The 26,448-nt window shown below is 71.8% G+C and carries 26 protein-coding genes; 10 read left to right on the top strand and 16 right to left on the bottom strand.

The window, feature by feature from the left end; all coding sequences use genetic code 11:
• Positions 1-39: 39 nt before the first annotated feature.
• The gene (locus OHU35_RS35930; protein WP_184588197.1) at positions 40-648 is read right to left on the bottom strand and encodes a TetR/AcrR family transcriptional regulator; all 609 of its coding nucleotides are present in this window, start codon (positions 646-648) and stop codon (positions 40-42) included.
• A 165-nt stretch (positions 649-813) separates the two neighbouring features.
• Here OHU35_RS35930 and OHU35_RS35925 point away from each other — a divergent pair, with 165 nt between their 5' ends.
• Positions 814-1,644, top strand: coding sequence for a phosphatase PAP2 family protein (locus tag OHU35_RS35925; RefSeq protein WP_189726071.1), 831 nt, complete (start codon positions 814-816; stop codon positions 1,642-1,644).
• Positions 1,641-2,594, top strand: coding sequence for a hypothetical protein (locus OHU35_RS35920; RefSeq protein ID WP_189726072.1), 954 nt, complete (start codon positions 1,641-1,643; stop codon positions 2,592-2,594). Before OHU35_RS35925 ends, OHU35_RS35920 begins: the two co-directional genes overlap by 4 nt.
• Here the strand turns inward: OHU35_RS35920 and OHU35_RS35915 are convergent.
• Positions 2,584-4,635, bottom strand: a complete 2,052-nt coding sequence (locus OHU35_RS35915; protein WP_189726073.1) for a phosphocholine-specific phospholipase C — start codon at positions 4,633-4,635, stop codon at positions 2,584-2,586. The genes OHU35_RS35920 and OHU35_RS35915 overlap by 11 nt on opposite strands.
• Positions 4,636-4,804: 169 nt before the next feature.
• Here OHU35_RS35915 and OHU35_RS35910 point away from each other — a divergent pair, with 169 nt between their 5' ends.
• On the top strand, positions 4,805-6,088 hold the full coding sequence (locus tag OHU35_RS35910) for an MFS transporter (RefSeq protein ID WP_189726074.1): 1,284 nt from the start codon (positions 4,805-4,807) through the stop codon (positions 6,086-6,088).
• On the opposite strand, the gene OHU35_RS35905 is transcribed toward OHU35_RS35910, so the two are convergent.
• Positions 6,067-6,942 carry a hypothetical protein gene (locus OHU35_RS35905; protein ID WP_229873101.1) on the bottom strand — a complete coding sequence of 292 codons (876 nt, stop codon included), beginning with the start codon at positions 6,940-6,942 and terminating at the stop codon, positions 6,067-6,069. The genes OHU35_RS35910 and OHU35_RS35905 overlap by 22 nt on opposite strands.
• Before the next feature lie 350 nt (positions 6,943-7,292).
• Entirely contained in the window at positions 7,293-7,736 is a 444-nt protein-coding gene (locus OHU35_RS35900; RefSeq protein ID WP_189726075.1) for a peptidoglycan-binding protein, read from the bottom strand.
• 178 nt (positions 7,737-7,914) lie between these two features.
• On the opposite strand from OHU35_RS35900, the gene OHU35_RS35895 reads away from it, so the two are divergent.
• The 3 genes from OHU35_RS35895 to OHU35_RS35885 are packed head-to-tail and all read left to right on the top strand — an operon-like array spanning position 7,915 to position 10,105.
• Complete coding sequence (locus OHU35_RS35895; RefSeq protein ID WP_189726076.1) at positions 7,915-8,985, top strand: aromatic ring-hydroxylating dioxygenase subunit alpha; 1,071 nt, start codon at positions 7,915-7,917, stop codon at positions 8,983-8,985.
• Positions 8,982-9,173, top strand: a complete 192-nt coding sequence (locus tag OHU35_RS35890) for a hypothetical protein (RefSeq protein WP_189726077.1) — start codon at positions 8,982-8,984, stop codon at positions 9,171-9,173. Before OHU35_RS35895 ends, OHU35_RS35890 begins: the two co-directional genes overlap by 4 nt.
• Positions 9,170-10,105 (top strand): PDR/VanB family oxidoreductase, encoded by a 936-nt coding sequence (locus OHU35_RS35885; RefSeq protein WP_189726078.1) that lies wholly within the window; start codon positions 9,170-9,172, stop codon positions 10,103-10,105. Before OHU35_RS35890 ends, OHU35_RS35885 begins: the two co-directional genes overlap by 4 nt.
• Before the next feature lie 9 nt (positions 10,106-10,114).
• Here the strand turns inward: OHU35_RS35885 and OHU35_RS35880 are convergent, their stop codons facing one another.
• From OHU35_RS35880 to OHU35_RS35850, 7 genes are all read right to left on the bottom strand, one after another.
• Positions 10,115-10,789, bottom strand: a complete 675-nt coding sequence (locus tag OHU35_RS35880) for a GntR family transcriptional regulator (protein WP_189726079.1) — start codon at positions 10,787-10,789, stop codon at positions 10,115-10,117.
• 30 nt (positions 10,790-10,819) lie between these two features.
• Entirely contained in the window at positions 10,820-11,821 is a 1,002-nt protein-coding gene (locus OHU35_RS35875) for a proline racemase family protein (protein ID WP_189726080.1), read from the bottom strand.
• A gap of 5 nt (positions 11,822-11,826) precedes the next feature.
• Positions 11,827-12,717: a dihydrodipicolinate synthase family protein gene (locus OHU35_RS35870; RefSeq protein ID WP_189726081.1), complete on the bottom strand. Its 891-nt coding sequence runs from the start codon at positions 12,715-12,717 to the stop codon at positions 11,827-11,829.
• Positions 12,714-14,078 carry an FAD-dependent oxidoreductase gene (locus tag OHU35_RS35865; RefSeq protein ID WP_189726082.1) on the bottom strand — a complete coding sequence of 455 codons (1,365 nt, stop codon included), beginning with the start codon at positions 14,076-14,078 and terminating at the stop codon, positions 12,714-12,716. The genes OHU35_RS35870 and OHU35_RS35865 overlap by 4 nt, the downstream gene beginning before the upstream one ends.
• The gene (locus OHU35_RS35860; RefSeq protein WP_189726083.1) at positions 14,068-14,382 is read right to left on the bottom strand and encodes a (2Fe-2S)-binding protein; all 315 of its coding nucleotides are present in this window, start codon (positions 14,380-14,382) and stop codon (positions 14,068-14,070) included. Before OHU35_RS35860 ends, OHU35_RS35865 begins: the two co-directional genes overlap by 11 nt.
• The gene (locus OHU35_RS35855) at positions 14,379-15,533 is read right to left on the bottom strand and encodes an FAD-binding oxidoreductase (RefSeq protein ID WP_189726084.1); all 1,155 of its coding nucleotides are present in this window, start codon (positions 15,531-15,533) and stop codon (positions 14,379-14,381) included. Before OHU35_RS35855 ends, OHU35_RS35860 begins: the two co-directional genes overlap by 4 nt.
• Before the next feature lie 70 nt (positions 15,534-15,603).
• Positions 15,604-16,263, bottom strand: a complete 660-nt coding sequence (locus OHU35_RS35850) for a hypothetical protein (RefSeq protein ID WP_189726085.1) — start codon at positions 16,261-16,263, stop codon at positions 15,604-15,606.
• Positions 16,264-16,501: 238 nt separating this feature from the next.
• Here OHU35_RS35850 and OHU35_RS35845 point away from each other — a divergent pair, with 238 nt between their 5' ends.
• The 3 genes from OHU35_RS35845 to OHU35_RS35835 all read left to right on the top strand — a co-directional run bounded on the left by OHU35_RS35845 (position 16,502) and on the right by OHU35_RS35835 (position 18,107).
• Entirely contained in the window at positions 16,502-17,161 is a 660-nt protein-coding gene (locus OHU35_RS35845; RefSeq protein WP_189726086.1) for a helix-turn-helix transcriptional regulator, read from the top strand.
• 32 nt (positions 17,162-17,193) lie between these two features.
• Positions 17,194-17,724: a toxin-antitoxin system, toxin component gene (locus OHU35_RS35840; protein ID WP_189726313.1), complete on the top strand. Its 531-nt coding sequence runs from the start codon at positions 17,194-17,196 to the stop codon at positions 17,722-17,724.
• Positions 17,725-17,882: 158 nt separating this feature from the next.
• The gene (locus OHU35_RS35835; protein ID WP_189726087.1) at positions 17,883-18,107 is read left to right on the top strand and encodes a hypothetical protein; all 225 of its coding nucleotides are present in this window, start codon (positions 17,883-17,885) and stop codon (positions 18,105-18,107) included.
• A 109-nt stretch (positions 18,108-18,216) separates the two neighbouring features.
• Here OHU35_RS35835 and OHU35_RS35830 read toward each other — a convergent pair whose 3' ends face one another.
• Together OHU35_RS35830 and OHU35_RS35825 are read right to left on the bottom strand one after the other, a co-directional pair.
• Complete coding sequence (locus OHU35_RS35830) at positions 18,217-18,876, bottom strand: 4'-phosphopantetheinyl transferase (protein WP_189726088.1); 660 nt, start codon at positions 18,874-18,876, stop codon at positions 18,217-18,219.
• Complete coding sequence (locus tag OHU35_RS35825) at positions 18,873-19,733, bottom strand: metallophosphoesterase (protein ID WP_189726089.1); 861 nt, start codon at positions 19,731-19,733, stop codon at positions 18,873-18,875. The genes OHU35_RS35830 and OHU35_RS35825 overlap by 4 nt, the downstream gene beginning before the upstream one ends.
• Positions 19,734-19,991: 258 nt before the next feature.
• Here OHU35_RS35825 and OHU35_RS35820 point away from each other — a divergent pair, with 258 nt between their 5' ends.
• The gene (locus OHU35_RS35820) at positions 19,992-21,119 is read left to right on the top strand and encodes an ATP-grasp domain-containing protein (protein WP_189726090.1); all 1,128 of its coding nucleotides are present in this window, start codon (positions 19,992-19,994) and stop codon (positions 21,117-21,119) included.
• Between the two features lie 6 nt (positions 21,120-21,125).
• Here OHU35_RS35820 and OHU35_RS35815 read toward each other — a convergent pair whose 3' ends face one another.
• From OHU35_RS35815 to OHU35_RS35805, 3 genes are all read right to left on the bottom strand, one after another.
• Positions 21,126-21,980, bottom strand: coding sequence for a sulfotransferase (locus OHU35_RS35815; protein WP_189726314.1), 855 nt, complete (start codon positions 21,978-21,980; stop codon positions 21,126-21,128).
• Between the two features lie 155 nt (positions 21,981-22,135).
• Positions 22,136-23,386 carry an alpha-L-fucosidase gene (locus tag OHU35_RS35810; RefSeq protein ID WP_189726091.1) on the bottom strand — a complete coding sequence of 417 codons (1,251 nt, stop codon included), beginning with the start codon at positions 23,384-23,386 and terminating at the stop codon, positions 22,136-22,138.
• Positions 23,387-23,389: 3 nt separating this feature from the next.
• Positions 23,390-26,431, bottom strand: a complete 3,042-nt coding sequence (locus OHU35_RS35805) for a glycoside hydrolase family 38 C-terminal domain-containing protein (protein WP_189726092.1) — start codon at positions 26,429-26,431, stop codon at positions 23,390-23,392.
• Between the last annotated feature and the right edge of the window lie 17 nt (positions 26,432-26,448).

The following is a 26,448-nucleotide window of genomic DNA, read 5'->3' as shown; positions in this document are numbered from 1 at the left end:
GGTCACCGTCCTGTCATCCGACGGACGGCGGCCCGGGTCTCATCTCAGGCCCAGAGCCGGGAGCACGGCGGCCTCCACGAAGCGCACCAGGTAGTCCGGGTCCGCGTACTCACCCTCCAGGACGGGCCGGATGCGCAGGACGCCGAACATCTGCGCCGGGATGTACTCCAGCGCCGGATGATCGGCGGGCACCTCTCCCCTCTCGACCCCGCGCCGGATGATCTCCTTCAGCGCGGCGATCTCCGGTTCGACCAGCGCCTCGCGCAACGCGCGCTGCAGTTCCGGGTCCTGCGGGGCCGCGTGGGCGAGCGCCTGGAGGAGCTTGGTGTCCCGGCCTGACAGCTCTCCCGCCGCCCGGGCGGCCTCGCGCAGGTCGTCCGCGAGCGAGCCGGTGTCGATGCAGCGCGTCCGCCGGTGGGAGCGCAGCGCCGCCGCCACGAACTGGGGTTTGGTCTTCCACTGCCGGTAGAGCGTGGACTTGCTGCAGCGGGTGCTGGCGGCGATCCCCTCCATGGTGACGGAGTCGTAGCCGCACTCGCGGAGCTGCTCCAGCACGGCCTCGAAGAACTCCTGCTCACGCTCGGGCGTGATCTTGGAGCGGCGCGTGGCACCGACCGGCTCGGGTCGGTCCCCAGCCTGCGACGTCATGGCTCTGCTCCTGGCTTTCGTCGGGCGGCCGAAAAATTCCGGCCGGCAGTGTGTTCTACGTCTATCGATACGCCAGTGTACCGGAACGCGACCGTATCGGTACACTGGCGTATCGGTACGCACTCGTACCGATAACAGCACCACCGTGACCGAAGGGGCCGGGGGATGAATGCCCGCACCGAGCCTGCGCCGGCGGGGTCCGACGCGACAGCGCGACCGCCGCACGTCATAGCCCGACCGCCGCTCGTCCGGGAGCTCCTGCTCGTCGCGGGGCTCTTCCTCGTCTACAAGTTCGGGCGGCAACTCGCCACGGGCCACACCGGCGAGGCCTTCCACAACGCGCACCGCGTGTGGGACTTCGAGCGAGCGGTCCATCTGCCCGGCGAGGGGGCGGTGCAGTCCCTGCTGCTGCACGGCGACGGTCTGGCGCATGTCGCGAACACCTACTACGCGGCCGTCCACTTCCCGGCCACCGTCGCCTTCCTGGTCTGGCTCTATCTGCGCCGCCCGGCCCACTACGTGTGGGCCCGCCGGGTCCTGGCCGCCGTCACCGCCGCCGCGCTGGCGCTGCACCTGCTGTTCCCGCTCGCGCCGCCCCGGATGCTGGCCGCGACCGGCCTGGTGGACACGGCGCGCGTGTACGGGCCGTCGGTCTACGGCGATCCCGCCACCGACTCCCTCTCGAACCAGTTCGCGGCGATGCCGTCGCTGCACTTCGGCTGGGCCCTGATGGTGGCGATCGGCCTGATCGTCGCGACCCGGTCACGGTGGCGCCGGCTCTGGCTGCTGCATCCGCTGCTGACACTGCTGGTGATCGTCGGCACCGCGAACCACTACTGGCTGGACGCGATCGTGGCGACGGCCCTGCTCGGCCTCGCGCTCGCGGTCGTGCACGCGCCGCACCGCACGGCGACCACGGCGGGCCGCGCGCAGGGCAGGCTCGTACCGGCGCAGGCGCGATCCGAGGAGCAGGCACTCGCGGGGGCAGGCCGATGAACGCCGTGGCCGTCGCCGTCGCCCTGTCCCTCGTCTCCGCCGTCGCCTACGCGGCAGCGGCGGTCGCCCAGGAGCGGCTCGCCTCCCGCTCCCCCGGCTCGGGCGTGCTGCGGCTGCTCGGCAGCGGCGCCTGGTGGTGCTCGGTCGGACTGAACGCGTCGGCCGCGCTGCTGCACGTCGTGGCCCTGAGGTACGGACCGCTGACCGTGGTCCAGCCGCTCGGCGCGCTCACCCTGGTCGCGGCGGTGCCCATGGGGGCGCGGCTCGCGGGGCGGCGGGTGAGCGCGGTGGAGTGGAAGGGCACCGCGCTGACGCTTCTCGGCCTGGGCGCGATCCTGGTCACGGCGTCCGGCCCGGCGCCCGACGACGTGCTGAGCGTTCCCGAGGCGCTGGCGGTGGCGGGTGCCACCGCTGCCCTCCTCGGGGTGCTGTCCCGGCCGGGCGCCCGCCCGGGGCTGCGGCACGCGACCGCGTCCGGCATCGCGTCGGGAGTCGCCTCGGCCCTCACCCAGACCGTGACGGTGGCCGCGACGGACCGCTCGGGTCCGCTGCTGAGCGTCCAGGTGGTCGGGGTGGCACTGCTCGTGGCGGCCTTCGCGGCCGGCGGGCTGCTGCTGTCGCAAGTGGCGTACCGGGGCGGTCTGGGGGCCCCGCTCGCGATGGTGACCCTGGCCAACCCGCTGGCCGCCGCGGTGATCGGGCTGTCGCTGCTGGGCGAACGCCTGCAGGGCGGCGCGGCGGGCGTGCTGCTCGCGCTCGCCGGGGCCGGCCTGGCGTCCTGGGGCGTGGTGCTGCTCAGCAGGGCGGCGCCCGTGGACCACGACCGTCCGGTGGACGACGACCATCCGGTGGCCGCCGTCCTGGCCCTGGAACCCGGCTCGGCCACGGCCGAACCGGCGTTGGTGCCCCGGCCGCACGATCCGGGGCACCTCTTCCCGGCTACCCGGTGACGATCGCCGGGTCGCTCACACCCGGCCGGCCGTTCTCGACGTGCCCCGCGAACCGCCGCAGGAACGCCGCGTCGCCCTCGGCGGTGACGGTCAGGTCGTACCAGCGGCGGCTGCGGTCGAGGTCGACGGTCCGCCGTACCGTCGCGCCCGGGCGGACGGTGACGGTCGAGGGCTTGGTGCCGTAACGGTCGGAGAGCTTCAGCCGTGCCGTGCCGGAGCCCTTGTTGGTGAAGGTCAGTTCCACGTCGTCACCGGTGTGGCGTGCGGTGACCTCGCAGCCGGCCTTCTTGTTCGACCCCTTGAAGACCCGCACGAAGCCGTTCGGGCCGTGCACGGTCAGGTCGTACGAGCCCGCCGAGTAGGCCGAGTTCCAGGTGTCGGAGAGGGACTTGCCGGCCTCCGTGGTGTACATCCAGGGGCCGTCGGAGCGGTTGCCTGAGGTGATGTGGAAGGCGGCGCCGGCCTTCAGCCCGGAGGCGAAGGCGAGGGTGAGCTTCCCGGCGGCGGCGTCGACCGAGGCGTCCACGTGCGGGGCGTACTTCAGCGGCCGGGTGCGGCGCAGGCCGCGTTCCTGCCGGGGCATGCGCGGATCGGCGGGCGGGGCCGGCTTGTAGTCGGGGTGGCGTTCGCGGTCCTGCGGCTCGTACGCGTCGGTGCCGGGCAGCGGGACCGGCCGCGGGTCCTTGCGGGAGAAGTCGAACGCGGCCGTCAGATCACCGCAGACGGCCCGGCGCCAGGGCGAGATGTTGGGCTCGCCCACACCGAAGCGGCGTTCCATGAACCGCAGGATCGAGGTGTGGTCGAGGGTCTCCGAGCAGACGTAGCCGCCCTTGCTCCACGGCGAGACGACCAGCATCGGCACCCGGGGGCCGAGGCCGTACGGACCGGCCGTGTTCTTGGCGTCGCCAGGGAAGAGGTCGAGGGAGACGTCGACGGTGGACAGGCCGCGGGAGGCGTCCTTGGGCGGCAGCGGCGGCACCACGTGGTCGAAGAAGCCGTCGTTCTCGTCGTACGTGATGAACAGGGCGGTCTTCGACCAGACCTCCGGGTTGGAGGTGAGGGCGTCCAGGACCTGCGCGATGTACCAGGCTCCGTAGTTCGACGGCCAGTTGGAGTGCTCGGAGAAGGCCTCCGGGGCGGCGATCCAGGAGATCTGGGGCAGCCTGCCCGCCTTGACGTCCGCCTTCAGCCGGTCGAAGTAGCCCTCGCCCGCCTTGGCGTTCGTGCCGGTGCGGGCCTTGTCGTACCAGGGATCGCCGGGCTTGGCATTGCGGTACTTGTCGAAGTACAGCAGCGAGTTGTCGCCGTAGTTGCCCCGGTAGGCGTCCTCGATCCAGCCCCAGGAGCCGGCCGCGTCCAGGCCGTCGCCGATGTCCTGGTAGATCTTCCAGGAGATGCCGGCCTGCTCCAGGCGCTCGGGGTAGGTCGTCCAGCCGTAGCCGAGTTCGTCGTTGCCGAGGACCGGGCCGCCGCCGGTGCCGTCGTTGCCCGTGTATCCGGACCACATGTAGTAGCGGTTCGGGTCGGTGGAGCCGATGAACGAGCAGTGGTAGGCGTCGCAGACGGTGAAGGAGTCGGCGAGCGCGTAGTGGAAGGGGATGTCCTCGCGGGTCAGGTACGCCATGGTCGTGGTGCCCTTGGCGGGCACCCACCGGTCGTACTTGCCGCCGCGGTAGGCCTGATGGCCGTCGGGCCAGGAGTGCGGCAGGCCCTCCAGGAACTGCATGCCGAGGTCGTCGGCGTCCGGGTGGAACGGCAGGATCTCCTTGCCGTCCTTCTCCTGGTGCCAGACCGGTTTGCCGTTGTCGAGCGTGACCGGACGCGGGTCGCCGAAGCCGCGGACGCCTCTCAGGGTCCCGAAGTAGTGGTCGAAGGAACGGTTCTCCTGCATCAGGACGACGATGTGCTCGACATCCTCGATCGACCCGGTGCGGTGGTTCGCCGGAAGCGCGGCGGCACGCTGGATGCTGGCGGACAGCGCACTGAAGGCCGTGGTGGCACCCGCGAGTTGAAGAAAGCGGCGCCGGTTTACTTCGGACATGAAGGACAGACCTCTCATCCTGAGGTGCTGGATGGCCGGAACATGACGGAATCTGCGCGGAAGGAGTGTTTCAGGGACACCAAACGCCAAGGAAGGGGCTGGTGACACTCATGTGAAAGTCGCCGGTACGGAAGGTGTGCCCGGGCGTTGGCAGGGGAGGGTGAGGGGCGTGACAGAGACGCAGACGGTTTCCCCGCCGACGAAACGGCCCGTCCGCCAGCTCCTCGCCGCCTCCGTGGGCAACGCCGTGGAGTGGTACGACTGGTACGCCTACACGTTCCTGGCGACCTATATCGCCGCCCAGGTCTTCCCCGCGAGCGCGGACAACTCGCTGGTGCCGCTGCTGTCCACGTTCGCGGTCTTCGCGGTGGGCTTCTTCATGCGGCCGGTCGGCGGGCTGCTGATGGGCGCGGTCGCGGACCGGCACGGGCGGCGGGCCGCGCTGACGGTCACCATCCTGCTGATGGGCGGCAGCAGCCTGCTGGTGGGGCTCACCCCGACCTACGCCTCGGTGGGCGTGCTGGCGCCGGTGGTCCTCGTCCTCGCCCGGCTGCTGCAGGGCCTGTCGGTGGGCGGCGAGTTCGCGGCCTCGACGACCTTCCTGGTGGAGTCGGCGGGCCCCGGCCGGCGCGGGCTGTTCTCCAGCTTCCAGTACGTGTCGACGACCGTGGGGCAGCTCGTCGCCTCCGGCATCGCCACGCTGCTGGTGGACAGCTTGAGCGACGGGCAGATGAACGGCTGGGGCTGGCGGGTCCCGTTCGTGCTCGGGGCCGTGCTGAGCCTGGTCGGCTTCTGGATCCGGCAGGGCGCGCAGGAGACCCGCAGCACCGAGCAGCAGCAGGCCCCGCGCCCCGGTCTGTTCGAGGCGCTGCGCCGGCACCCGCGCGAGTCGCTCCTGATCTGCGGCATCACGGCGGGCGGCACCATCGCCTACTACACATGGACGTCGTATCTGCCGACGTACGCCGAACTCAACGCGGGCCTGGAGAAGTCGGACGCGCTGCTCGCCGGCACGATCTCACTGGCCTTCTTCGCCCTGCTGCAGCCGCTCGGCGGACTGCTCTCGGACCGCTTCGGCCGCCGCCCCCTGCTGCTCTTCTTCGGCCTGGGCTTCGCCCTGCTCACGGTGCCGCTGCTGCACAGCCTGCGCGACTCGTTCGCCGTGCTGCTGCTCGTGCAGTGCGCGGGCATGGTGCTGCTGACCGGTTTCACCTCGATCAGCGCGGCCGTGAACGCGGAGATCTTCCCGCCCCGGGTGCGCGCGGCCGGTATCGGCTTCCCCTACTCGCTGACGGTGGCCCTCTTCGGCGGCACGGCTCCGTACGTCGGCACCCTGTTCAAGGAGCTGGGGCACTCTGGGCTGTTCCCGTGGTACGTCGCCGTGCTCTGCCTGCTGTCGTCGCTGGTGTATCTGCGGCTGCCGGAGACGGCTCACGCACCGCTGCGGCGGTGAGCGGGTTTCCCGTCGGGGGCGGGCCCGTCGTCGTCGCCGTCCCCGCTCGCCGCCTCTTCCGGCTCGTCGTGCGGTCCCGCTCCGTTGGGCGATCCGGCGGCAGACGCCGGTAGCCCCTCCTTGACGGCGACCCTCTCGGGATCGAGCACGGCTTCGGTGGTTTTGCCCACCTCCGACAGCGTCATCTGCGCGCGGTCGTCGACGAGCCGGGTCACCAGGTGCTGTGCTGCGCCGAAGGCCGCGGCCCAGGCGAGGACCTGCGCCCTGCTGTCCAGGTCACTGAGCCCGGGGACGAAGGCACCCCGGATCAGCAGCAGTCCGAGGAAGGCCGACAGGGCACCGGTGGGGAGCTTCAGCACCGCCGACGCCAGGGGGAGCATGTAGGGGGAGTCGGTGCCCCGGATGCGGCGCAGCGACGCGATGACGGTGAGGGCGGCACCGGCGAGCCCGGCGATCTCGACGGTCAGGATGTCCGTCGCGCCGGCCAGCCTGCTCGGGTCGGTGTCGGCGGGCTCGTTGTGGTACTCGGCGGTGGGGCACACGACCGTCACCGCGCCTGTGGAGCCGCCCTGGGGCGAGAAGCACAGGCTCAGCGAACTGGGCGAGAGCCATCCGTAGAGGGCCAGGTTGACCACGCCGATGATCACCAGGACGGTGGCGGCCCAGAGGATGTTGCGCAGGCTGCGCACCCGGGCCAGTTCGTCGTCCAGGCTGCTGTAGGCGGCGTCGAGCGCCCTGGCCATGAGATCCCGGTCGCTCGGTGTGATGTCGCCTGCGATGACGGGGCGCAGCCGCAGGGCGAGCCGTGTACGGCGGGGGTCGTCGGTCTCCAGGTGATCCTTGACCAGTGCCATGATCTCACTGGCGCGGCCCGCGACTTCCGCATCGGAAACCAGTTGAATCAGCAATACCTCGGCGCTGCGAATATTCGAGCACACGCCTTCACGGGCCGCCGATCCCGACCACAGTTTCCGCCATCCGAAATCCTCGTCCGCAGCCGCCCGGGCTTTTTCGAGATGCCCTCGCATTCCCTCGACGAGCGCCGTCCGGTCGCCACGAACCCGTCTGGTGCTCTCGTGGTGCAGCTCCGTTTCGAGATAGGCGATACGCGCCCGGGCCCGGGCACGCCAAGCGGTCCGCGGCGGCCCGTTACGCGAGCCGTTCATCCGGCTGCGCGTACGGGCCGTCCGGCTTTCGGTTCTGGTCATTCGTACACTGCGGGCACATGGAGCTTGTTCCAGGATGTCCGACCCGGAATACCGTCGGCGTCGGCGCCGCTGAAACCGAGCTTGCGCTGCCACTTGGCGTACGACTTCTGGTCCGCCGGGCTCCAGGTCGCATCAGGACCGCCGGAATACACCGAGCAGTTCTCGTCGATGAGGCGGTAGCCCATGGCCTCGATGACGGGACTCGTCACTGACGCTTGAAAGAAGTCTGCGCCTGGAAAGGGCGCGTACTCGCCGTCCTCACCGTCCTGTTCTTGGGGCGGGGCCACGCGCACTCGCTGGCCGGGATGAATGAGGTCAGGATCCTCGATCTGAGGGTTCCACTCCAGAATCTGATCCAGGGTCACGTGATGCATCCGCGCGATCTTGGTGAGATTGTCACCGCGTTTCACTACGTAGAACTGCGTTCTTGTCTTTTCCATGCATCCAGACTAAGACAATCCGCCGCGACAATAAAGTCCAGAATTCCGTTTCGATTTCACTTTTTGATTCGGAAACTGCTTTCCCCGGAAGGGACTTCCGCCTGACGGAAGGCCCGTTGCGGCGCCCCGAAGGCCGCCAGGACGATGTCGGCACCACCAGAGACGGGAGCCGACCCCCATGCCTCACATGACCGCCTTCGCCAGGAACCAGTGGTACGTCGCCGCCTACAGTCACGAGGTCGGGCGGGAGTTGCTCGGCCGGACGATCCTCGGTGAGACGCTCGTGCTGTACCGGACCGAGGAGGACGGCACGCCGGTCGTCCTGCACGACCGGTGTGTGCACCGCCGGTATCCGCTCTCCGAGGCGCCGACGCGGCTGGACGGCGACCGGATCGTGTGTGGGTACCACGGGTTCACCTACGACACGACCGGTACGTGCGTGTACGTGCCGGGACAGAAACGGGTGCCGCGCACCGCCCGGGTCGCCTCCTACCCGGTCGTCGAGCAGGACTCGCTGATCTGGGTGTGGATCGGCGACCCGGCGCTCGCCGACCCGCAGACCATCCCCCGCGCCCGGCACCTGGACTCCCCCGGCTGGGTCACCGTGCGCGGCATGGAGCCCATCGACTGCGACTACGGCCTGCTCGTCGACAACCTCCTCGACCTCTCCCACGAGACGTATCTGCACGGCGGGTACATCGGCACCCCCGAGGTCGCCGAGACGCCGATCACCACGGAGGTCGACGAGGGCGCCGGGATCGTCCGGGTGAGCCGGCACATGGACGACGCAGACTGCCCGCCGTTCTACGCCAAGTCCACCGGCATCGAGGGCCGGATCACCCGCTGGCAGGACATCGAGTACCACGCCCCCTGCCTGTATCTGCTGCACAGCCGCATCGCCCCGGTCGGGGTGCTGCCCGAGCCGGACGGCAGCGACCCGAACGGCTTCCACACGGAGATCACCTACGCGATCACTCCGTCCGGCGACGGCAAGGTGTACGACTTCTGGGCCGTCTCGCGCGACTGGGCGACGGACGACGCCGAGGTCACCGAGTTCCTGCGGGGCAACAACCACACGGTCGTGATGCAGGACGTCACCGCGCTCAACCTGCTGCAGAAGACGCTCGGCACCGAGCGCACCGGCTACCAGGAACTCAGCATCAACATCGACACCGGTGGTCTGGCCGCCCGCCGTATCCTCGCCCGGCTGGTCGAGGAGGGCGACAAGCCCCTGGAGAAGGTCCAGTGACGTCAGCCTCTTCGTCCAGGACCGGCGAGATCTACCGCATCGACTGGCTGCCCGGCACCGACGTCCTGCACGGCACCTGCCACTGCGGCCGTGAGCACACCGCGCAGGACCCGGTCGAGATGTGGGAGTGGATGCTCGCCCACCCGCAGGGGCACTCCGTCCACGAGCCGCGAGGGAACAGCTCATGAGCGTGTACGAAGCCGAACTCGTCGTCGAGCGGCGTGAGTTCGCCGCCGACGGCGTGCTCGCCCTCACCCTGCGCCACCCGCTGGGCGAGCCGCTCCCGGGCTGGGAACCGGGCGCCCACATCGATGTCGTGCTCGGCCCCGGCCTGGAGCGGCAGTACTCGCTGTGCGGCGACCCGGCGGACCGGTCGGCCTGGCGGATCGCGGTGCTGCGCGAGCCCGACGGGCGGGGTGGATCAGCCCATGTGCACGAGCAGGTGGGGCCGGGCGACAAGGTCCGGGTGCGCGGTCCCCGGAACAACTTCGGCCTGGAGCCCGCCCCGAGCTACCGGTTCGTCGCGGGCGGCATCGGCATCACCCCGATCCTGCCGATGCTGGCGGCGGCCGAGGCCTCGGGCGCCGAGTGGACGCTGCTCTACGGCGGTCGCACCCGCCGGTCCATGGCGTTCGGCGAGGAACTGGGCCGGTACGGCGACCGGGTGACGATCGCTCCCGAGGACGAGACGGGCTTGCTGGACCTGCCCTCGGTGCTGGACGACGTACCCGAGGGCACGCTGGTCTACTGCTGCGGGCCCGGCCCGCTGCTGGACGCGGTGGAGGCCAGGAGCCCGTCCGGGGGGCTGCGCGTCGAGCGGTTCCGGCCGAAGGAGCAGGAGACGGGCGGCGACACCGGGTTCGAGGTGGAGCTGGCACAGAGCGGCAGAACACTCACGGTCGCACCGGACGTGTCCGTGCTCGACGCCGTACGCGCCGCCGGGGTCGAGGTGCTGTTCTCCTGCACCGAGGGCACCTGCGGCACGTGCGAGACCGACGTCCTGGAGGGCGAACCGGACCACCGCGACTCGGTACTCACCGACGACGAACGCGCGGCGGGCGAGACCATGCTCATCTGTGTGTCCCGCTGCCGTGGGAAGCGCCTCGTGCTGGACCTGTGATCCGGACGGTCAGGGCGCTGCCCACAGGCCCCGGACATGCCCGAGGTGCCGGGTCATCACCGTCCGTACGGCCTCCTCGTCCCGGGCGAGCAGCGCGTCCAGGATCTCCAGGTGCTCCTCCGCCGACGCCTCCAGCCGCCCCTGCCCGGCGAGTGCGGTCAGCCCGTACAGCCGGGAGCGGCGTCTGAGGTCCCGTACGACGTCGACGAGATGGTCGTTGCCGGCGAGGGCCAGCAGGCCGAGGTGGAAGCGGAGGTCGGCCTCGACGTACGCGATGAGGTCACCGGCCGCCGCGGAGGTGACGATCTCCTGGGCGACCGGGCGCAGTGCCTCCAGCGCCACCGGGTCGGCGGTGACGGCCAGGCCGGCCGTCGTGGGGATCTCGATCAGCGCCCGGATGTGGGTGTACTCGTCGAGTTGGCGCTCGGAGACGGCCGTGACGCGGAAGCCCTTGTTGGGCACGGTGTCGACCAGGCCCTCCTTGGCGAGGTCGAGCATGGCCTCGCGCACGGGGGTGGCGGAGACCCCGAAGCGGGCGGCGAGGCCGGGGGCCGAGTAGACCTCGCCGGGGCGCAGTTCACCGGCGATCAGGGCGGCCCGCAGCGCGTCCGCCACCCGCTCCCGGTGGCTGGGCTTCCTGCTGCCCAGCAGGGGCAGGGCGGGGGTGTGCCGCGGGGCAGCCATGACGGTCGCTGTGTCCTCTCGTGGTCGGGGCTACAGGACGAACCCGGCGGGGAACGGGTCGTCGGGGTCCAGCAGGTACTGGGCGGTGCCGGTGATCCAGGCGCGTCCCGTGAAGCTGGGCCGTACGGCCGGGCGGCCGGCCACCTCGGTCGTGCCGAGCAGTCTGCCGGTGAACCGGGTGCCGATGAAGGACTCGTTCACGAACTCGGTGTGCAGCGGGAGTTCGCCGCGCGCGTGCAGTTGTGCCATGCGGGCGCTGGTGCCCGTGCCGCAGGGCGAGCGGTCGAACCAGCCGGGGTGGATGGCCATGGCGTGCCGGGAGTGGCGGGCGGTGGAGCCGGGGGCGGCCAGGTAGACGTGGTGGAGGCCGTGGATGGACGGGTCCTCCGGGTGGACGGGCGGGTCCTCGGCGTTGACGGCGGCCATGAGGGACAGGCCCGCCTGGAGGATGTCGTCCTTGCGGGACCGATCGAAGGGCAGACCGAACCGCTCCAGCGGCAGGATGGCGTAGAAGTTGCCGCCGAACGCGAGGTCGTACGTCACCGTCCGCCCGTCGGCGAGGGTGGCCTCGCGGTCGAGGGCGACGGCGAAGGAGGGCACGTTCTGGAGCGTCACCGCCTTGGCGACGCCGTCTTCGACCGCCACCTCGGCGACGACCGGACCCGCCGGGGTGTCGAGCCGGATGGTGGTGACCGGCTCGACGACCTCGACCATGCCCGTCTCGACGAGCACGGTCGCCACACCGATCGTGCCGTGCCCGCACATCGGCAGATAGCCGGAGACCTCGATGTAGACGACGCCCCAGTCGCAGTCGGGGCGGGTCGGCGGCTGGAGGATCGCACCGCTCATGGCGGAGTGGCCGCGGGGCTCGTTCATCAGCAACTGCTTGATGTCGTCGCGGTGTTCGCGGAAGTACAGCCGCCGCTCGTTCATGGTGGCGCCGGGGATGCTGCCGACGCCGCCGGTGATCACCCGGGTGGGCATGCCCTCGGTGTGCGAGTCGACGGCGTGCAGGACGAGTCTGCTGCGCATGATCCCTACGACAATCCGGCCGCTACGGCCTTCTCGGTGGCGGCCCGGACGGCGGCCTCCTGCTCGGGCAGCAGGGGCATGCGCGGCGGGCGGCAGGGCCCGCCGTGGCGGCCGACGAGGTCCATGGACAGTTTGATGGCCTGGACGAACTCCACCCGCGAGTCCCACCGCAGCAGCGGATGCAGCTGCCGGTACAGGTCCCGCGCGGTGTCGAGGTCGCCGTCGACGGCCGCGTGGTACAGCTCGACCGAGGCCTGGGGCAGCGCGTTCGGGTAGCCCGCGACCCAGCCCTTGGCGCCCGCGACGGCCAGCTCCAGCAGGACGTCGTCCGCGCCGATCAACAGGTCCAGTTCGGGGGCGAGTTCGGCGATCCGGTAGGCCCGGCGGACATCGCCGGAGAACTCCTTCACACCTCGGATGTGCCCCTCGCCGTGCAGCCGGGCGAGCAGCTCGGGCACCAGGTCGACCTTGGTGTCGATCGGGTTGTTGTAGGCCACGACCGGCAGGCCGGCCTTCGCGACCTCGGCGTAGTGGGCGAGGACGGACCGCTCGTCGGCGCGGTAGGCGTTCGGCGGCAGCAGCATCACCGCCTCGCAGCCCGCCTCGCCCGCCTGTTCGGCCCAGCGCCGGGACTCGGCGGACCCGTACGCGGCGACGCCGGGCATGACGCGCTGCCCGCCGATCGCGGCGACGGCCGTCTCGACGACCCGGGCGCGCTCCTCGGGGGTGAGCACCTGGTACTCGCCGAGGGAGCCGTTCGGCACGACGCCGTCGCAGCCGTTCTCGACGAGCCAGGCGCAGTGTTCGGCGTACTGGTCGTAGTTCACGGAGAGGTCGTCGTTCAGCGGGAGCGCGGTGGCGACGAGGACGCCGCGCCAGGGGCGGTGATCGGTCATGACTGTCCCTCCTGGGGATGTTGCCGTGCGAGGACGCCGAGCGGCACGGGACGGGCGAGGGGCCTTCTGGCCGGGGCGGGCGGGCATCCGGCGAGGCCGGCGACCGCGCCGGCGCACATCCGGCCCTGGCACCAGCCCATCCCGGCCCGGGTGAGCAGCTTCACGGTGCGCACGTCACCCGCCCCGAGGTCCAGGGCGTCGCGCACGGCACCGGCGGTGACCTCCTCGCAGCGGCAGACCACGGTGTCGTCGGTGATCTGCTCGGGCCAGTGCGCGGGCGGCGCGTAGGCGGCGTCGAGGGCGGCGGCCGATCTCCTGAGCCGCGTACGGGCCTTGAGGGCTGCGGGGGCCGGGTCGGGGGCGGTGCCGTGCAGGTACGCCGCGGCGGAGCACCCGGCGATGTGTCCCTCGGCGAGGGCGAGGGCCGCGCCGCCGATGCCGGTGGCCTCGCCGGCCGCCCACACGCCGGGTACGTCCGTGCGCTGCTCGGTGTCGACGGCCACGGCGAGGCCGTCGAGGCCGCAGCCGAGACCCTCCGCCAGGTCGGTGTGCGGAAGCATGCCGTGCCCGACGGCCAGGGTGTCGCAGGGCAGGTGCCGCTCGGTGCCGGTCCTGACGCGTCCGCGGCTGTCGAGGGCGGCGACCGTGACGCCGGTCAGCCGCTCGTCGCCGTGGGCGCGGACGACGGTGTGACGGGCGAGGAACGGCACGCGGTGGCGCAGCAGCCGGGCGGCGTATCCGGCGCCCTCGGGGAGCTTGCCGGCCAGCGCCGGGCCATGGCGGGCGAGGCGCTTGGGGTCGGCGGACTCGACGAGCGCGGCGACCTCGACGCCGGCTGCCGCGAGCCCGGTCGCCACGGGCAGCAGCAGCGGCCCGGTCCCGGCCACGACGGCTCGGGGCCCCGGCACCACCAGGCCGCCCTTGAGCATGGCCTGGGCGCCCCCGGCGGTGACGACGCCCGGCAGGGTCCAGCCGGGGAAGGGCAGCACCTGCTCGTAGCCGCCCGTGGCCAGGAGCACGGCACGGGCGTGCACCTCGGCCGGCTCCTCCTGCTCCGGCCCGAGCAGCGCGTGCACGACGAAGCGGCCGGACCCGCGCTCCACACACCACACATGATGATCGGTCAGCACCCCTACGGCACTGGCGGCGAGTCCGTCGCGCAGCCGCTCCCAGGTCCGCCACTGATGATGCAGCGCTTCGGGCCGCCCGGCCCCGAGCCCGGCGGCGGGCTGCCGGTAGAACTGCCCGCCCGGCTCCGTCGCCCCGTCGACGAGCGCGACCCGGGTGCCCCGCGCGGCCGCCGCGAGGGACGCGGCGAGACCGGCCGGCCCTGCGCCGATCACGACCAGGTCAGTCCGCATGGCACACCCCCTCATGGCCCGTGCCCTCCTGTGTGCCGATCACGTCCCCCGGCCGCACCGGCACCAGACAGGCGCGTCGGTTGGGGCGGCCGTTGACGGTCACCAGGCAGTCGAAGCAGACGCCGATCCCGCAGAACACCCCGCGCGGACGGCCCTCGCCCCGGGTGGCGCGCCAGGAGGTGATGCCCGCCGCCCACAGCACGGCGGCGACCGTCTGCCCGGGCAGCGCCTCGACGGGCCGCCCGTCGAACGTGACCGTGAAGGCGGGGCCGGGCCTGGCTCCCGCCAGCTCCAGCGGATTCACTCGGCCTCCTCGGTGAAGCGGTCGGGCCGGAACGGGCCGAGGTCCAGGTCGGGCGCCTGCCCGGTCAGCGCCTGGGCGATCAGACGGCCCGTGCCGGTGGCGAGACCGATGCCCGCGCCCTCGTGCCCGCAGGCGTGGAGAAGTCCGGGCGCCCGGGGGTCCGGGCCGATCGCGGGCAGATGGTCCGGCAGATACGGCCGGAAGCCCACGTAGGTGCGCAGGGCCCGGACATCGGCGAGGAACGGGAAGAGGTCTGTCGCGCCCGCCGCCAGCGCGCGCAGTGCCGGGAGCGACAACGACCGGTCGAAGCCGACCCGTTCGCGGCTGGCGCCGATCAGGACCGGCCCGGCGGGCGTGCCCTCCACCACCGGGGAGGTCTGCAGCGCCGCCGAGTCGCTCGCGACATCGCCCACATAGTCGGCGGCGTACACCTTGTGCCGGATGCGGGGCGGCAGCGGCTCGGTGACCAGGACGAAGCCGCGCCGGGGCAGCACCGGCAGGGACACGCCCGCGCGGGCGGCGATCTCGCCGCCCCAGGTGCCGGCCGCGTTGACGACGGCCGGGGCGTGGATGTGGCCCCGGTCGGTCCGCACCCCGCGCACCGCACCGCCGGGGCCGCGCGGCACCGCGGTCACCTCCCGGCCGGTGAGCAGCCGGGCGTTCGAGGCGCGCAGCAGGTGCGCCGCCGCGAGGGCGGGCATCACCTGGGCGTCCTGCGGGTAGTGCATGCCGCCCGCGAGACCGGGAGCCAGGTACGGCTCCAGGTCGGGAAGCCGGTCGGGCGGCACGGCGACGGCCTCGACCCCGGCCGCGCGCTGCCCGGCGGCGAGTTCCTCGAGACCGGCCAGGGACCCGTCGGTGCCGGCGACGACGACACCGCCCTTGGCCTCGTACTCGACGGCCTTCCCCAGCCCTTCCCGGGCCAGTTCGGCCCAGAGCCGGGCAGAAAGCAGGGCGAGTTCGAGCTCGGGTCCGGGTTCCTTGTCGGAGACGAGGAGGTTCCCCTCCCCCGCGCCGGTCGTACCGCCGGCCACCGCGCCCCGGTCCACCACGACGACATCGAGGCCGGCGCGGGCCGCGTACAAGGCACAGGCGGCGCCGACCACTCCGGCTCCGACCACCACGACATCGCAGGTCAGCGACTCGCTCACGCCAGTACTATGTCACACATCACATCGTCTGGGAATGGGGCGAACGTCGTTTGAGCGAGGCCGGAAGCGCTCAGTCGGCCGCCGGTACGACCCTCAGGTGGGAGGCGCCACGACGCGTCCCGCGCTCCCTGGACGGGGTGCGGCGGGCCTCGCGCGGCACGAACGTGAGCCGGGTGCAGCCCAGCTCCTCGAGCGTCCTGGACGTCTCGACGACGACCCGGCACTCGGTGGCACCCCGGCGCGGGTCCGGGTGCACCAGTGGGCGTACGGCTCCGTCGTGCTCGACGGCGTCCTCGCCGACCGAGCGGATCCAGTGCGGCAGGCCCTGCCGGTACGCGGCCTCCATGATCGGGTCCTGGGCGATGTCACGGCGGATGGCCTGGAGCCCGTGGTCGGGGCCGTGGCTCTCCACGGTGCGCGCGAAGTGCGCGAGCATCGGCAGACACCAGCTCGACTCGTGCTCGCCGAGCACCGTGGGGGCGTCGGGGTGGAACAGCACGAACCTGAGGAAGTTGTCGCCCGGCATGGCCGTCGGGTGCGGACCCACGCCACCGAAAAGTGACCGGAACGCGCTATTGGTCAGCGCCACGTCCCAGCAGTGGTCGACGACGAGCGAGGGGGAGGAGACGGCCTCCAGAAGCCCGGCGTAGTCCTCCAGATAGGCCTGGGCCTCTGGAGTCTCGGCGACGGGCCGCGGTGCCGGCCGCTGCCCTCCTGCCTGATATGCCATCGGGAGGTCACCCCTCTTGCCTGTGCGGCCTTGACGCGGCGCCCCGATCCTGCTGCCCGGAGCTGAGGCGTGTCAACTATCGTGGCATTTCATGCCTGTTGACGGCTGAAATTGGCCACAGTTGTGGCGAGACCTGGATGTGAGTTCGAAGCACCGGCTACGCTCCGGGAAGTTCACGCCGGGGAAAGTCACGGCATCCACTTGTGAGAAGCCTGTGAGAGACGTAGGAGATCTGTCGGTGACGGGTGGCTTCGTCGAAAGTCCGGGCGCCACGCCGACGGCCGTGCTACCGGCCGTCGTCTCCCGTGTCACCGCGCTCGCCGACCGGCTCGGCGTGCCGCACGCCGAGGTCTTCGGCATCGGCCGGCTGTCCGTCGCCTCCGGGGTTCCGGAGCCGGTGGTGAAGGCCCTGCTCTGCGGCAGGCCCGCGGGCGAGCCCGATGTGCAGGCCCGGTTCCTGCAGCGCCTGGACCTGCTGCGCCGGACCCGGCTCAAGCCCACCGGCCGCAAGTACACCCAGCAGGAGATCGCCGACGGCGCGGGCATGTCCCGGCAGCAGGCCGGCGCCCTCATCAACGGCGACCGGCGGCCGACCATGGAGCACTGCGACGCCCTCCAGCGGTTCTTCCGGGTGCACGCCGGTTTCCTCACGGCGGAGGACCCCGAGGCGCTGGTGAGCGCCCTCCAGCACATCGAGCAGGAGCTGCTGCAGAAGCTCGCCGACCGCGAGCGGGAGGCGGCCGCGGCGGCCGACGACCCGCTGGAGCGGCTGTTGCAGGACCACGGCGTGCGCGGCATCGCCTGGCGGGCCGCGCAGCTGCCCACCGACCAGCACCGTGACAAGGTCGCGGAGTGGCTGGACATGCTCCTGGAGAGCGTCAAGCGGCCCGATTCGTGACCGTGGGGAGAACTGTGGGCATCGGTAAGGAAATGCGCCGCCTGTGCGGCGAGCTGGTCGCGGAGCTGACCCTCCCCGCGCCGGCGCGGCCCGACGAGCTGTACGCCGCGCTGTGCGACACCATGAGCAGACGCCGTGGCCGGCCCGTCCACTTCCGTACGGCCGCCTTCCCGGTCGGGACCGCCAGCGGGCTGTGGCTCGACATGGCCGAGCAGGATCTCGTCGTGATCGAGGAACGCACCGCGCCGGACCACCAGTTGGTGATCCTGGGCCACGAGCTGTGGCACATGAACGCCGGGCACTGCTCCCACCACGTCGAGGGCGCGGCGGTCGCGGCCCGGCTGCTCGACGACAACGCCGATCTCCAGGCTACGGTCCTGAAGGTCGCGGCGCGCACCCGCTTCGACCAGGACGACGAGAAGGAGGCCGAGAGCTTCGGTCTGCTGCTGGCCAGCAAGTGCCGTGCGTGGCTGGCCGGTTCGTCGTCGCGGGGGCCGGTGCAGCGGGACCATCTGGCGGGGCGGATCGAGGCGTCGCTGGGGTACCGGGGTCCGCAGGGCTGACGGGCCGTCCGGGTTCTTCCGCCGAGCGGGCGAACCGGGGGGCGGCGGGGCCGGATTGTCAGTGGTGGACGGCAAGCTGGAGGTGCGCCCCTTCTGTGCGGGGCGTGCGTGCCGCACCGGCGCGGGACCGATGACGCCGACACGGGGAGAGCCGACCGATGCAGACCGCCGTACCGACCGACCGTGAGCGCACCGCCGTCCAGGCCTATCTGCGACTGCTGCACACCATCCGGGCCGCGTTCGATCTGGAGACCGGCAGCCGTCCCGCGATCGTGCCGCCCGCCGTCCTCGCCGAGGCGGAGGCGGCTCTCGAACGGGCGGGGTTGACCGGGAACGAGGAGGAGTTCTTCCGGTTGCTGCGGAATTGGTGTCCCGAGTCGTAGCGCCGGGGCGGGGGGGCGGAGTCGAGCTCGGGAGTGCAGGTGGTCTTCCGGGTGCGGCCTGTTCGGGGTCGGTCGCGCAGTTCTCCGCGCCCCTGAGGGGCGCGGCGCCTCAGGCGTGCGGTACCGCGACCGCCGTCGCCACCAGGCCCCGCCCCGCCGTCCAGCGGCCCTCGAAGCGGTCGACGCGGCGGCCGCCCACCAGCGGTCCGGGGACGAGGAGCGCCGCGCGGAAGCCGCCGTCGACGGAGATCTCGATGTCCGCCTCCATGAAGTCCAGCCACTTCCCGGTGAGGGGGAACCACGCCTTGTAGACGGACTCCTTCGCGCTGAACAGCAGCCGGTCCCAGTGGACGTCGGGGCGCTGTGCCGCCAGCCGGCGCAGCCGCTCCGCCTCGGACGGCAGGGACACCGAGGGCAGGACCCCCTCGGGCAGTGGCCCGTGGACCTCGGCGTCGATGCCGAGGGAGGCCAGGTCGGCGGCGCGGACCAGGGCGGCGGCGCAGTAGCCGTCGCAGTGGGTCATGCTGCCGGCCAGCCCGGCAGGCCAGCCCGGGGCGCCGCGCTCCCCGGGCAGGATCGGCTGCGGCGGCACACCGAGCTTCTCCATGGCGCGGCGGGCACAGGAGCGTACGACGGCGAACTCCCGCCGGCGCTTGGCGACCGCCCGCGCCACGAGCGCCGCCTCCTCCGGGTACAGCGGGGTGTCCGCGCCGTCCCGGCCGTAGGCCTCCACGGTGACCACGCTCGCGGGCAGCAGTTCCTCGATCACCTCTCCTCGCCCTCCCTCGGCAGGATGCGCCGCAGCCGGCCCGGCGGCTCGGACCGCTTGCGCCACTCCCGGGGATAGCCCACCGACACCTCCTCGAAGCGCACGCCCTCGTGCCAGGTGGTGCGGGGGATGTGCAGATGGCCGTAGACCATCGTGTGGACGCGGAACCGGCGGTGCCAGTCGGCGGTCAGGCCGGTGCCGCACCACATGGCGAACTCGGGGTGCCACAGCACGTCCATCGGGTGCCGGTCCAGCGGGTAGTGGTTGACCGGGATCACGGGCAGGTCTTCGGGCAGTTCGGCGAGCCTGCGTTCGGTCTCGGCGACCCGAGCCCGGCACCAGGCCTCCCGGCTGGGGTACGGGTCGGGGTGCAGCAGATACTCGTCGGAGCACACGATCCCCGTGCCGTGGGCGTACTCCAGGCCCTGCTCCTTGGTCGTGCACCCGGCCGGCAGGAACGAGTAGTCGTACAGCAGGAACAGCGGGGCGACGGCCACCGGGCCGCCGGGGCCGTCCCAGACGGGGTAGGGGTCCTCGGGTGTCGTCACGCCGAGTTCCCGGCACAGCTCGACCAGGTACTCGTACCGGGCGACGCCGCGCAGGGTGACGGAATCGCTCGGATGGGTCCACAGCTCGTGGTTCCCGGGCACCCAGACGACCTTGCGGAAGCGGCCCGCGAGCGTCTTGAGGGTCCAGCGGATGTCGGCCACGGTCTCCGCGACGTCACCGGCGACGAGCAGCCAGTCGTCGTCCGTCACGGGCGCCATGCGCTCGACCAGGGCGCGGTTCTCCGGATAGCCGATGTGCAGATCGCTGATGGCCAGCAGCTGTCCGGCACCACCGGCCGTCGATGTCACCCTTCATCCCCCTCCGCACACACGAACGCCACCAAGAGATCACATCTCGGCGCTCGGGGACAAGACCGGCCGGCCGGCCGCGACGGGAGGAATCCTTCACACGCGCGTTGCACGAGAGGGCCCGCCGAAGCCGTATGATCGGCCCCAACACCACCGCTGAAAACTTCCCTTTCGCAGGGGCGGTTTGGTGTACCCACATTCAACCTGCCCGGGCACGGGCCGCTGAGTCCTGCCCGCGAACCGTGAAAGGCGGCCTGCATGGTCTCTCGCGTACGCGTCTGGCTCAACCGCACGTACGCGGAGAACGTGTTCTTCATGGATCAGCTGCGGAGAAATCCCAGCGACCGGGCCGTCGAGATCCATGCCACGCACGGCGACCCCGACTCCCCCGTGCTGGCCGCCGCCGACACCGCCGAGCTGGAGCCCGAGGGCCTGTCCCCGGCCGGGTACGTCGAGTACGCGCTGGTGCAGTGCGCGCGGCGCGGCATCGATGTGTTCGTGCCCCGGCTGCACCAGTCGGCGATCGTGGCGCACCGCGCCGAGTTCGAGGCGGCCGGTACGGCGGTGCTGGCGCCCCCGCCCGAGGCGGTGGCCGTCTTCCACGACAAGGTGATCGCCTACGAGGCGGTCCAGGCGATCGGCGTGCCGGTGCCGCCGTGGTACCGGGTCCGCTCGGAGGGCGAACTGGTCGCCGCTGTCGAGGAGTTGGAGGCAGGCGGGCACAAGGCGTGCTTCAAGCCGGCGTCCGGAGCGGGCGGGGTGGGCTTCCGCGTGATCACGCGTTCACCCTTCTCGCTCTCACACCTGGACGGGTTCCCCAGCCCGTACGTGCCGCTCGACCTGGTGCTGGAGGCGCTGCGGCAGGCCGAGGAGCCGGTGGACTGGCTGGTGATGCCGCGCCTGGAGCAGCCCGAGGTGTCGGTGGACTGCCTGACCGGTCCGGACAACCGGGTCCGGATGGCCGTGGGCCGCACCAAGAACGGCCGCCGCCGGGGCTTCACGCTGCACGAGCAGTGGCTCGACCCGGCCCGGCGGCTCGCGGAGGGCTTCGGTCTGCACTACCTGTCCAACATCCAGTTCCGGATGTTCGGCGACCGTCCGGTCCTCATGGACGTCAACACCCGCCCGGCCGGCGGCCTGCACCAGCTGTCCCTGTGCGGGATCAACGCCCCTTGGGCGGCTGTGCAGTTGGCGCTCGGCGAGGACCCGGGCGAGGTGGTTCCGCCGTTCCTGGGCCAGGACTACGCCGTGGTGTCGGGGCCGCGCCCGCTGCGTCCGGTGGCGCTGCCGCAGCAGCGGGCGGAGGCGGCCGAGCCGCTGCCGCCGGTGCCGGTCGACTCCGTCGGGGCGGCCCCGCAGGCCGCGCTCGGGGCCCTGCCCCTCTAGCTCCCTCTAGGCGCTGTACCCCCACGCCTGGGCCAGTTCCCTCAGGCGTGGGGGCAGTTCGACGTCCGGGTCGGCGGTGCGGGCCGTCTGGATGCGGCCGGACTTGATGGTGCTGGACCAGTCGCCGAGCTGGGGGCGGAAGGTGCCGTGGTCCTTGCTGCCGTAGTCGAGCATGCCGGGCTCCCAGGACACGCCGAGGTGGTCGCAGATGCCGCGGGTGACCTTCTCCGGTTCGGCGGTGAGCTCCTCGTACGTGATCACGTGCGGGTCGAGGTTCCGGCGGGCCTCCTCCAGCTTCTCGCTGTACTCGAGGACCTCGGCGCGGACGGCCTCGTGATCGGGGTCGGTGCGCCGGCTGGTGAGGGAGGCGACGACCGCGCCGGGGTGGCGGAGCAGCAGGATGTAGCGGGCGTTCGGCCAGCATCGGCGCAGGCGGGGCCAGATGAGGGTGTTCGGCGGGGTCTTGTCGACGATGACGTCCTTGCCGCTGCGGGTGAGTTCGAGGTGCAGCACCCGGTCCCACAGCACGTGTTCCAGCTCGTCCTTGTCGAGGTGGAGTGCCCGCATGGCGTCCGCGGTGAAGTCGCGGGACAGGCTGACGTGCACGGTGCGCAGGTGCATCTCGTGCGGGGCGCGGACGCGGCTGTGGCTGTTCAGCAGGACGCGCAGCAGGGTCGAGCCGGAGCGCACCGACGACAGCACGAAGACGGGCGAGTCCACCAGCCGGGGAGCGGTCGGGGCGGTGTAGGTGTCGGTGTCCGGGCGGGGGCCGGGGATGGCGTCGAGGTTCCGGCGCGGGGGACTGACCGCCTCTATCACCAGCCTTCCGCGACGCTTCAGTCCCTTGCCGATGACGGACATGCGCGGGTCTCGCACGGTGACACCTTTCTTTCGCTGTGCGTCCCGATCCCAGGGGGACCGGGCGAACCGCAGGTGTCGCACAGGCGAACCGGCCTGCTCACGGGCGTCCACATACCGCCCGTGAGCAGGCCTTTCACCGCTTTCTTAAACTTTCGTCAGAACCGGCCCGCGCCGCGGTACAGCTCCAGTTCCCCTTCCAGTTCGACGGCCAGCACCGTGGCGTACGGGTCGAGGTCCGCCGCAGCGGGGGGCTCGATCCAGAGGATGCCCGGTGTCTCGTGCAGACCGCCGGTGACGCGGTGGGGCAGTTCCGTGCCGCTGCCCAGGACCGAGACCCCGCGCACCTTGCTGAGCAGACCGCGGACGTTGATCTCGGCGCGTGGGGCGTCGAACAGGGTCAGGTAGAGGGTGCGCCGGTCCTTGGAGAGGGTGCTCGGGCCGTAGTGGTGGCCGGGCGGGAGTCCCCGGACGGTGCCGTACACCGCTTCCGCGTGCTTGGCGATCCAGGCGCCGAGTCCTTCCAGCCGCTCCGCCTGCTCGGCCGGGATGGTGCCGTCCTCCCGCGGGCCGACGCTGAGGAGCAGATTGCCTCCGCCGCCGATGGTCTCGGTGAAGTAGCGGATCAGCTGGTCGACCGACTTGTGGTTGTGGTCGTGGTGCTGGTGGCCCCAGGAGTCGTTGATCGTGAGGCAGAGCTCCCAGGGGCCCTCCGGCGGGATGACGGGTGCGCCCTGTTCCGGGGTGGCGTAGTCGCCCTCGCTCAGCATGCGGGCGTTGAAGACGACGTCCGGGACCTCGGAGCGGATGAGGGCGGCGAGTTCGGGGATGCGCCACTGCTCCTCGCTGCGGTCCCACTCGCCGTCGAACCACAGCAGGTCGGGCCTGTAGCGGGACACCAGCTCCCGTATCTGGCCGTCCCGGTAGGCCAGGAAGCGTTCCCAGGCGGCCAGGTCCTCGAACTCGGCGGCGACCTCGGAGTAGCGGTTGTCCTCCAGCTCCGGCGGGCGGCCGGGCTTGCGGGTGGAGGCGTAGTCGGGGTGGCTCCAGTCCGAGTGCGAGTAGTAGAGGCCGACCTTGAGTCCCTGCTCGCGCAGGGCGTCTGCGTAGCCGGCGATCAGATCGCGGCCCACGTTGAGGTCGCCGTGGGCCGTGTCCCAGAGGGCGACGCCGTCGTGGTGGCGGCTGGTCAGCACGGCGTACCGGGCGCCGGCCCGCGCGAAGAGCTTCGCCCAGTCGCGCGGGTCGTAGCGGGAGGCCGTGAAGCGGTCGAACTGGGACATGTACTGGTCGTACGGGACGATGTCGTCGTAGAACGACCAGGACTCCTGCACGCCGTCGACGGCATAGATGCCCCAGTGGATGAAGATCCCCAGCTTGGCGTCGGTGAACCAGGGTTGTACGGCCATGGGTCAGCCCCTACGCAGACGCAGTGTGAGGATCTGGAAGGGCCGCAGGGTGACGGAGACCTCGCCGTCGGCGAGGTCCGCGTCCTCCAGGGGCCGCTCCAGCAGATCGGTGATCTGTGCGCCGGCGAGCGGGAATCCGGTGCGCAGGACGCCCTGGGCGCGGCCGCCGCGGGACTCGTAGAGCCGTACGACGACATCGCCCGAGGTGTCGTCGGCGAGCTTGACCGCCTCCACGGTCACGCCCTCGCCCTCGACGGAGACGACCGGTGCGGGGGCGCCCGCCGTCTCGGCCACCCGGAGCGGGAGGTTGAGGGCGTAGCCCTCGGCGACGGCGTCCTCGATACTCGCGCCGGGCAGCAGCGCGTAGGTGAAGCGGTGGCGGCCCTGGTCGGCCTCGGGGTCCGGGATGCGCGGGGCGCGGACCAGGCTGAGGCGGACGGTGGTCGTGGTGCCGCCGTCCTCGCGGACCGTGCGGGAGACGTCGTGGCCGTACGTCGAGTCGTTGATGACGGCGACGCCGTAGCCGGGTTCGCCGAGGTGCACCCAGCGGTGGCCGGAGACCTCGAAGCGGGCCGCCTCCCAGCTGGTGTTGGTGTGGGTGGGCCGCTGGATGTGGCCGAACTGGATCTCGGCGGAGGAGTGCGGGGCGCGGATGTCGACCGGGAAGGCCGCCTTGAGGATCTTCTCGGTCTCGTGCCAGTCGATGTCCGTCTCGATGTCGATCCGGGGGCTGCCGGCGCGGACGGTGATCGTCTGGGTGATCGTGGAGCCCTTGCCGAAGGACCGCTCGACGCGGATGGCGCCGACCAGCGGGTCCTGCTCGACGACCGTGACGGACGAGGCGTCCAGCAGGTCCGTGTAGCGGTTCCGGTAGTGCTTGTCGATGTCCCAGGCGTCCCAGTAGTTGGGCAGGTCGGTGTGCAGGCGCAGCAGGTTGCCCTGGTCGGCCAGGACCTCGCGGTTGGCGCGCAGGTCGCGCACGGACGACAGGGTGCCGTCCTCGGCGATCTCCACGCGGACCAGCCCGTTGTCGAGCACCCGGCCGCTCACCGTCACGGGCTGCGGGGGCCGGGCGTCGGCGAGGGGTGCGGAGCCGCTCGCGGGCACCTCCACGTACGCCGGTGCGCCGTCGGCGGTGCGGACCACCTCGGCGCGGTCGTAGGGGCTCGTGTTGAAGGCACGGGGCCCGCCGGCGCCGAGGGCGGCGAGGGCCTCGGCCGTGAGTTCCTTGAGTTCACCGGCCACGCGGGCGTACTCGGCCTCGGCCTCGCGGTGCACCCAGGCGATGGAGGAGCCGGGCAGGATGTCGTGGAACTGGTGCAGCAGCACCGTCTTCCAGAGGCGGTCCAGCTTCTCGTGGGGGTACGCGTACCCGGGTGCGTGCAGCGCGGCCGTCGTCGCCCACAGCTCGGCCTCGCGCAGGAGGTGCTCGGAGCGGCGGTTGCCCTGCTTGGTGCGGGCCTGGGAGGTGTAGGTGGCGCGGTGCAGCTCCAGGTAGAGCTCGCCGACCCAGACGGGCGCGTCCGGGTACTCCTCGCGGGCCTTGGCGAAGAACTCGTCGGGGTGTTCGACGACGACCTTCGCCGAGCCCTCCAGGTCCGCCAGCCGGCGGGCGCGTTCCATGATCTCGCGGGTGGGGCCGCCACCGCCGTCGCCCCAGCCGAAGGGGGCCAGGGAGCGGCTGGCGCCGCCCTTCTCCGAGTAGTTGCGGACCGCGCGGGACATCTCCTCGCCGCTGAAGCGGGCGTTGTAGGTGTCGACCGGCGGGAAGTGGGTGAAGATGCGGGTGCCGTCGATGCCCTCCCACCAGAAGGTGTGGTGGGGGAACTTGTTGGTCTGGTTCCAGGAGATCTTCTGGGTGAGGAACCACTCGTTCCCGGCGAGCTTGGCGAGCTGCGGGTAGGCCGCGTTGTAGCCGAAGGAGTCCGGCAGCCACACGCCCTTGGTCTCGATGCCGAAGTGCTCGATGAAGAACCGCTTGCCGTGGATGAACTGGCGGGCGACGGCCTCGCCGCCTGGCAGGTTGCCGTCGGCCTCGACCCACATGCCGCCGACCGGCGCCCACTGGCCCTTCTTGACCGACTCCTGGATGCGGGCCCACACCTTGGGGTAGTTGTCGCGCACCCACTCGTACTGCTGGGCCTGGGAGCAGGCGAAGATGAAGTCGTCGTACTCGTCGGCCAGGGACGTGACGTTCGAGAACGTGCGGGACGTCTTGCGCTTGGTCTCGCGGATCGGCCAGAGCCAGGCGGAGTCGATGTGGGCGTGGCCGACGCCGGAGACGGTGTGCGCGCTGGCGTGGGCGGGGCGGGACAGGACCGGCTGGAGCGCCGCGCGGACGGCGGGTGCGGAGCCGGAGACGTCGTCCAGGTCGAGCAGGTCCATCGCCCGGTCGAGCGCGTGGGCGATCTCGTGCCGGCGCGGGTCGTGCTCGCCCAGCTCCAGCATCAGCTCACGCAGCACCTGGACGTCGAGGTCGAGGTGCCAGACCTCCTCGTCGAGGATCGCGATGTCGGCGCTGCGGAAGGTGTAGATCGGCTGGTCGCCCGCGGTCAGCTTGTCGCCGAGCGGGGTGATCTTCGAGAAGTTGTCCGCCAGGATGTCCGGGTTGGAGGCGGCCTCGACCAGGTAGTCGACCGTCTCCCCGCCCGTCGCCGGGTTGGCGATCGCCACGTACTGGTTGAGCGGGTTGACGGCCTTCAGCGGGGTGCCGTCCGTGAGGTGCACCAGGGCCTCGGCCTGGTTGCCGGGCCAGTCGCCCACGAAGCCGAGGTCGATGACGGCCTCGACGCGCTTGCCGGCCCACTCGGCGGGCACCTGGCCGCGCATGCGGAACCAGGTGGTGCCCCAGGGCGGGCCCCACGGGGTGCCCATCGCGAAGGGCTCGTACGAGGCGGCGGCGGCCTCCTCGAACGGGACCGGCTCCCCCGGTGCCTGCCAGGCCTCCACCTCGAAGGGGACGGTGTCCGCGTAGATCGCGGCCTTGATGCGCTGGTCGTGAAGGCGCTGCACGCGCTCCTCGATGCGGCTGCGTTCGTCGTGCATGAAGTGTCTCCAGAAAC

It is taken from the genome of Streptomyces purpurascens, from assembly GCF_045040895.1.
In the GTDB taxonomy this organism is placed as follows: Bacteria; Actinomycetota; Actinomycetes; order Streptomycetales; family Streptomycetaceae; genus Streptomyces; species Streptomyces purpurascens.
This window is presented reverse-complemented; position numbering and strand designations above follow the sequence as displayed.

Coding starts and splice junctions, on each gene's coding strand:
- OHU35_RS35870 (WP_189726081.1), bottom strand. CDS start 12,717: ATGACCGATCACCGCCCCTGGCGCGGCGTCCTCGTCGCCACCGCGCTC.
- OHU35_RS35880 (WP_189726079.1), bottom strand. CDS start 10,789: ATGGCTGCCCCGCGGCACACCCCCGCCCTGCCCCTGCTGGGCAGCAGG.
- OHU35_RS35840 (WP_189726313.1), top strand. CDS start 17,194: ATGCGCCGCCTGTGCGGCGAGCTGGTCGCGGAGCTGACCCTCCCCGCG.
- OHU35_RS35850 (WP_189726085.1), bottom strand. CDS start 16,263: ATGGCATATCAGGCAGGAGGGCAGCGGCCGGCACCGCGGCCCGTCGCC.
- OHU35_RS35810 (WP_189726091.1), bottom strand. CDS start 23,386: ATGGCCGTACAACCCTGGTTCACCGACGCCAAGCTGGGGATCTTCATC.
- OHU35_RS35900 (WP_189726075.1), bottom strand. CDS start 7,736: ATGGAAAAGACAAGAACGCAGTTCTACGTAGTGAAACGCGGTGACAAT.
- OHU35_RS35905 (WP_229873101.1), bottom strand. CDS start 6,942: ATGGCACTGGTCAAGGATCACCTGGAGACCGACGACCCCCGCCGTACA.
- OHU35_RS35805 (WP_189726092.1), bottom strand. CDS start 26,431: ATGCACGACGAACGCAGCCGCATCGAGGAGCGCGTGCAGCGCCTTCAC.
- OHU35_RS35815 (WP_189726314.1), bottom strand. CDS start 21,980: ATGTCCGTCATCGGCAAGGGACTGAAGCGTCGCGGAAGGCTGGTGATA.
- OHU35_RS35865 (WP_189726082.1), bottom strand. CDS start 14,078: ATGCGGACTGACCTGGTCGTGATCGGCGCAGGGCCGGCCGGTCTCGCC.
- OHU35_RS35875 (WP_189726080.1), bottom strand. CDS start 11,821: ATGCGCAGCAGACTCGTCCTGCACGCCGTCGACTCGCACACCGAGGGC.
- OHU35_RS35820 (WP_189726090.1), top strand. CDS start 19,992: ATGGTCTCTCGCGTACGCGTCTGGCTCAACCGCACGTACGCGGAGAAC.
- OHU35_RS35885 (WP_189726078.1), top strand. CDS start 9,170: ATGAGCGTGTACGAAGCCGAACTCGTCGTCGAGCGGCGTGAGTTCGCC.
- OHU35_RS35895 (WP_189726076.1), top strand. CDS start 7,915: ATGCCTCACATGACCGCCTTCGCCAGGAACCAGTGGTACGTCGCCGCC.
- OHU35_RS35925 (WP_189726071.1), top strand. CDS start 814: ATGAATGCCCGCACCGAGCCTGCGCCGGCGGGGTCCGACGCGACAGCG.
- OHU35_RS35920 (WP_189726072.1), top strand. CDS start 1,641: ATGAACGCCGTGGCCGTCGCCGTCGCCCTGTCCCTCGTCTCCGCCGTC.
- OHU35_RS35835 (WP_189726087.1), top strand. CDS start 17,883: ATGCAGACCGCCGTACCGACCGACCGTGAGCGCACCGCCGTCCAGGCC.
- OHU35_RS35915 (WP_189726073.1), bottom strand. CDS start 4,635: ATGTCCGAAGTAAACCGGCGCCGCTTTCTTCAACTCGCGGGTGCCACC.
- OHU35_RS35930 (WP_184588197.1), bottom strand. CDS start 648: ATGACGTCGCAGGCTGGGGACCGACCCGAGCCGGTCGGTGCCACGCGC.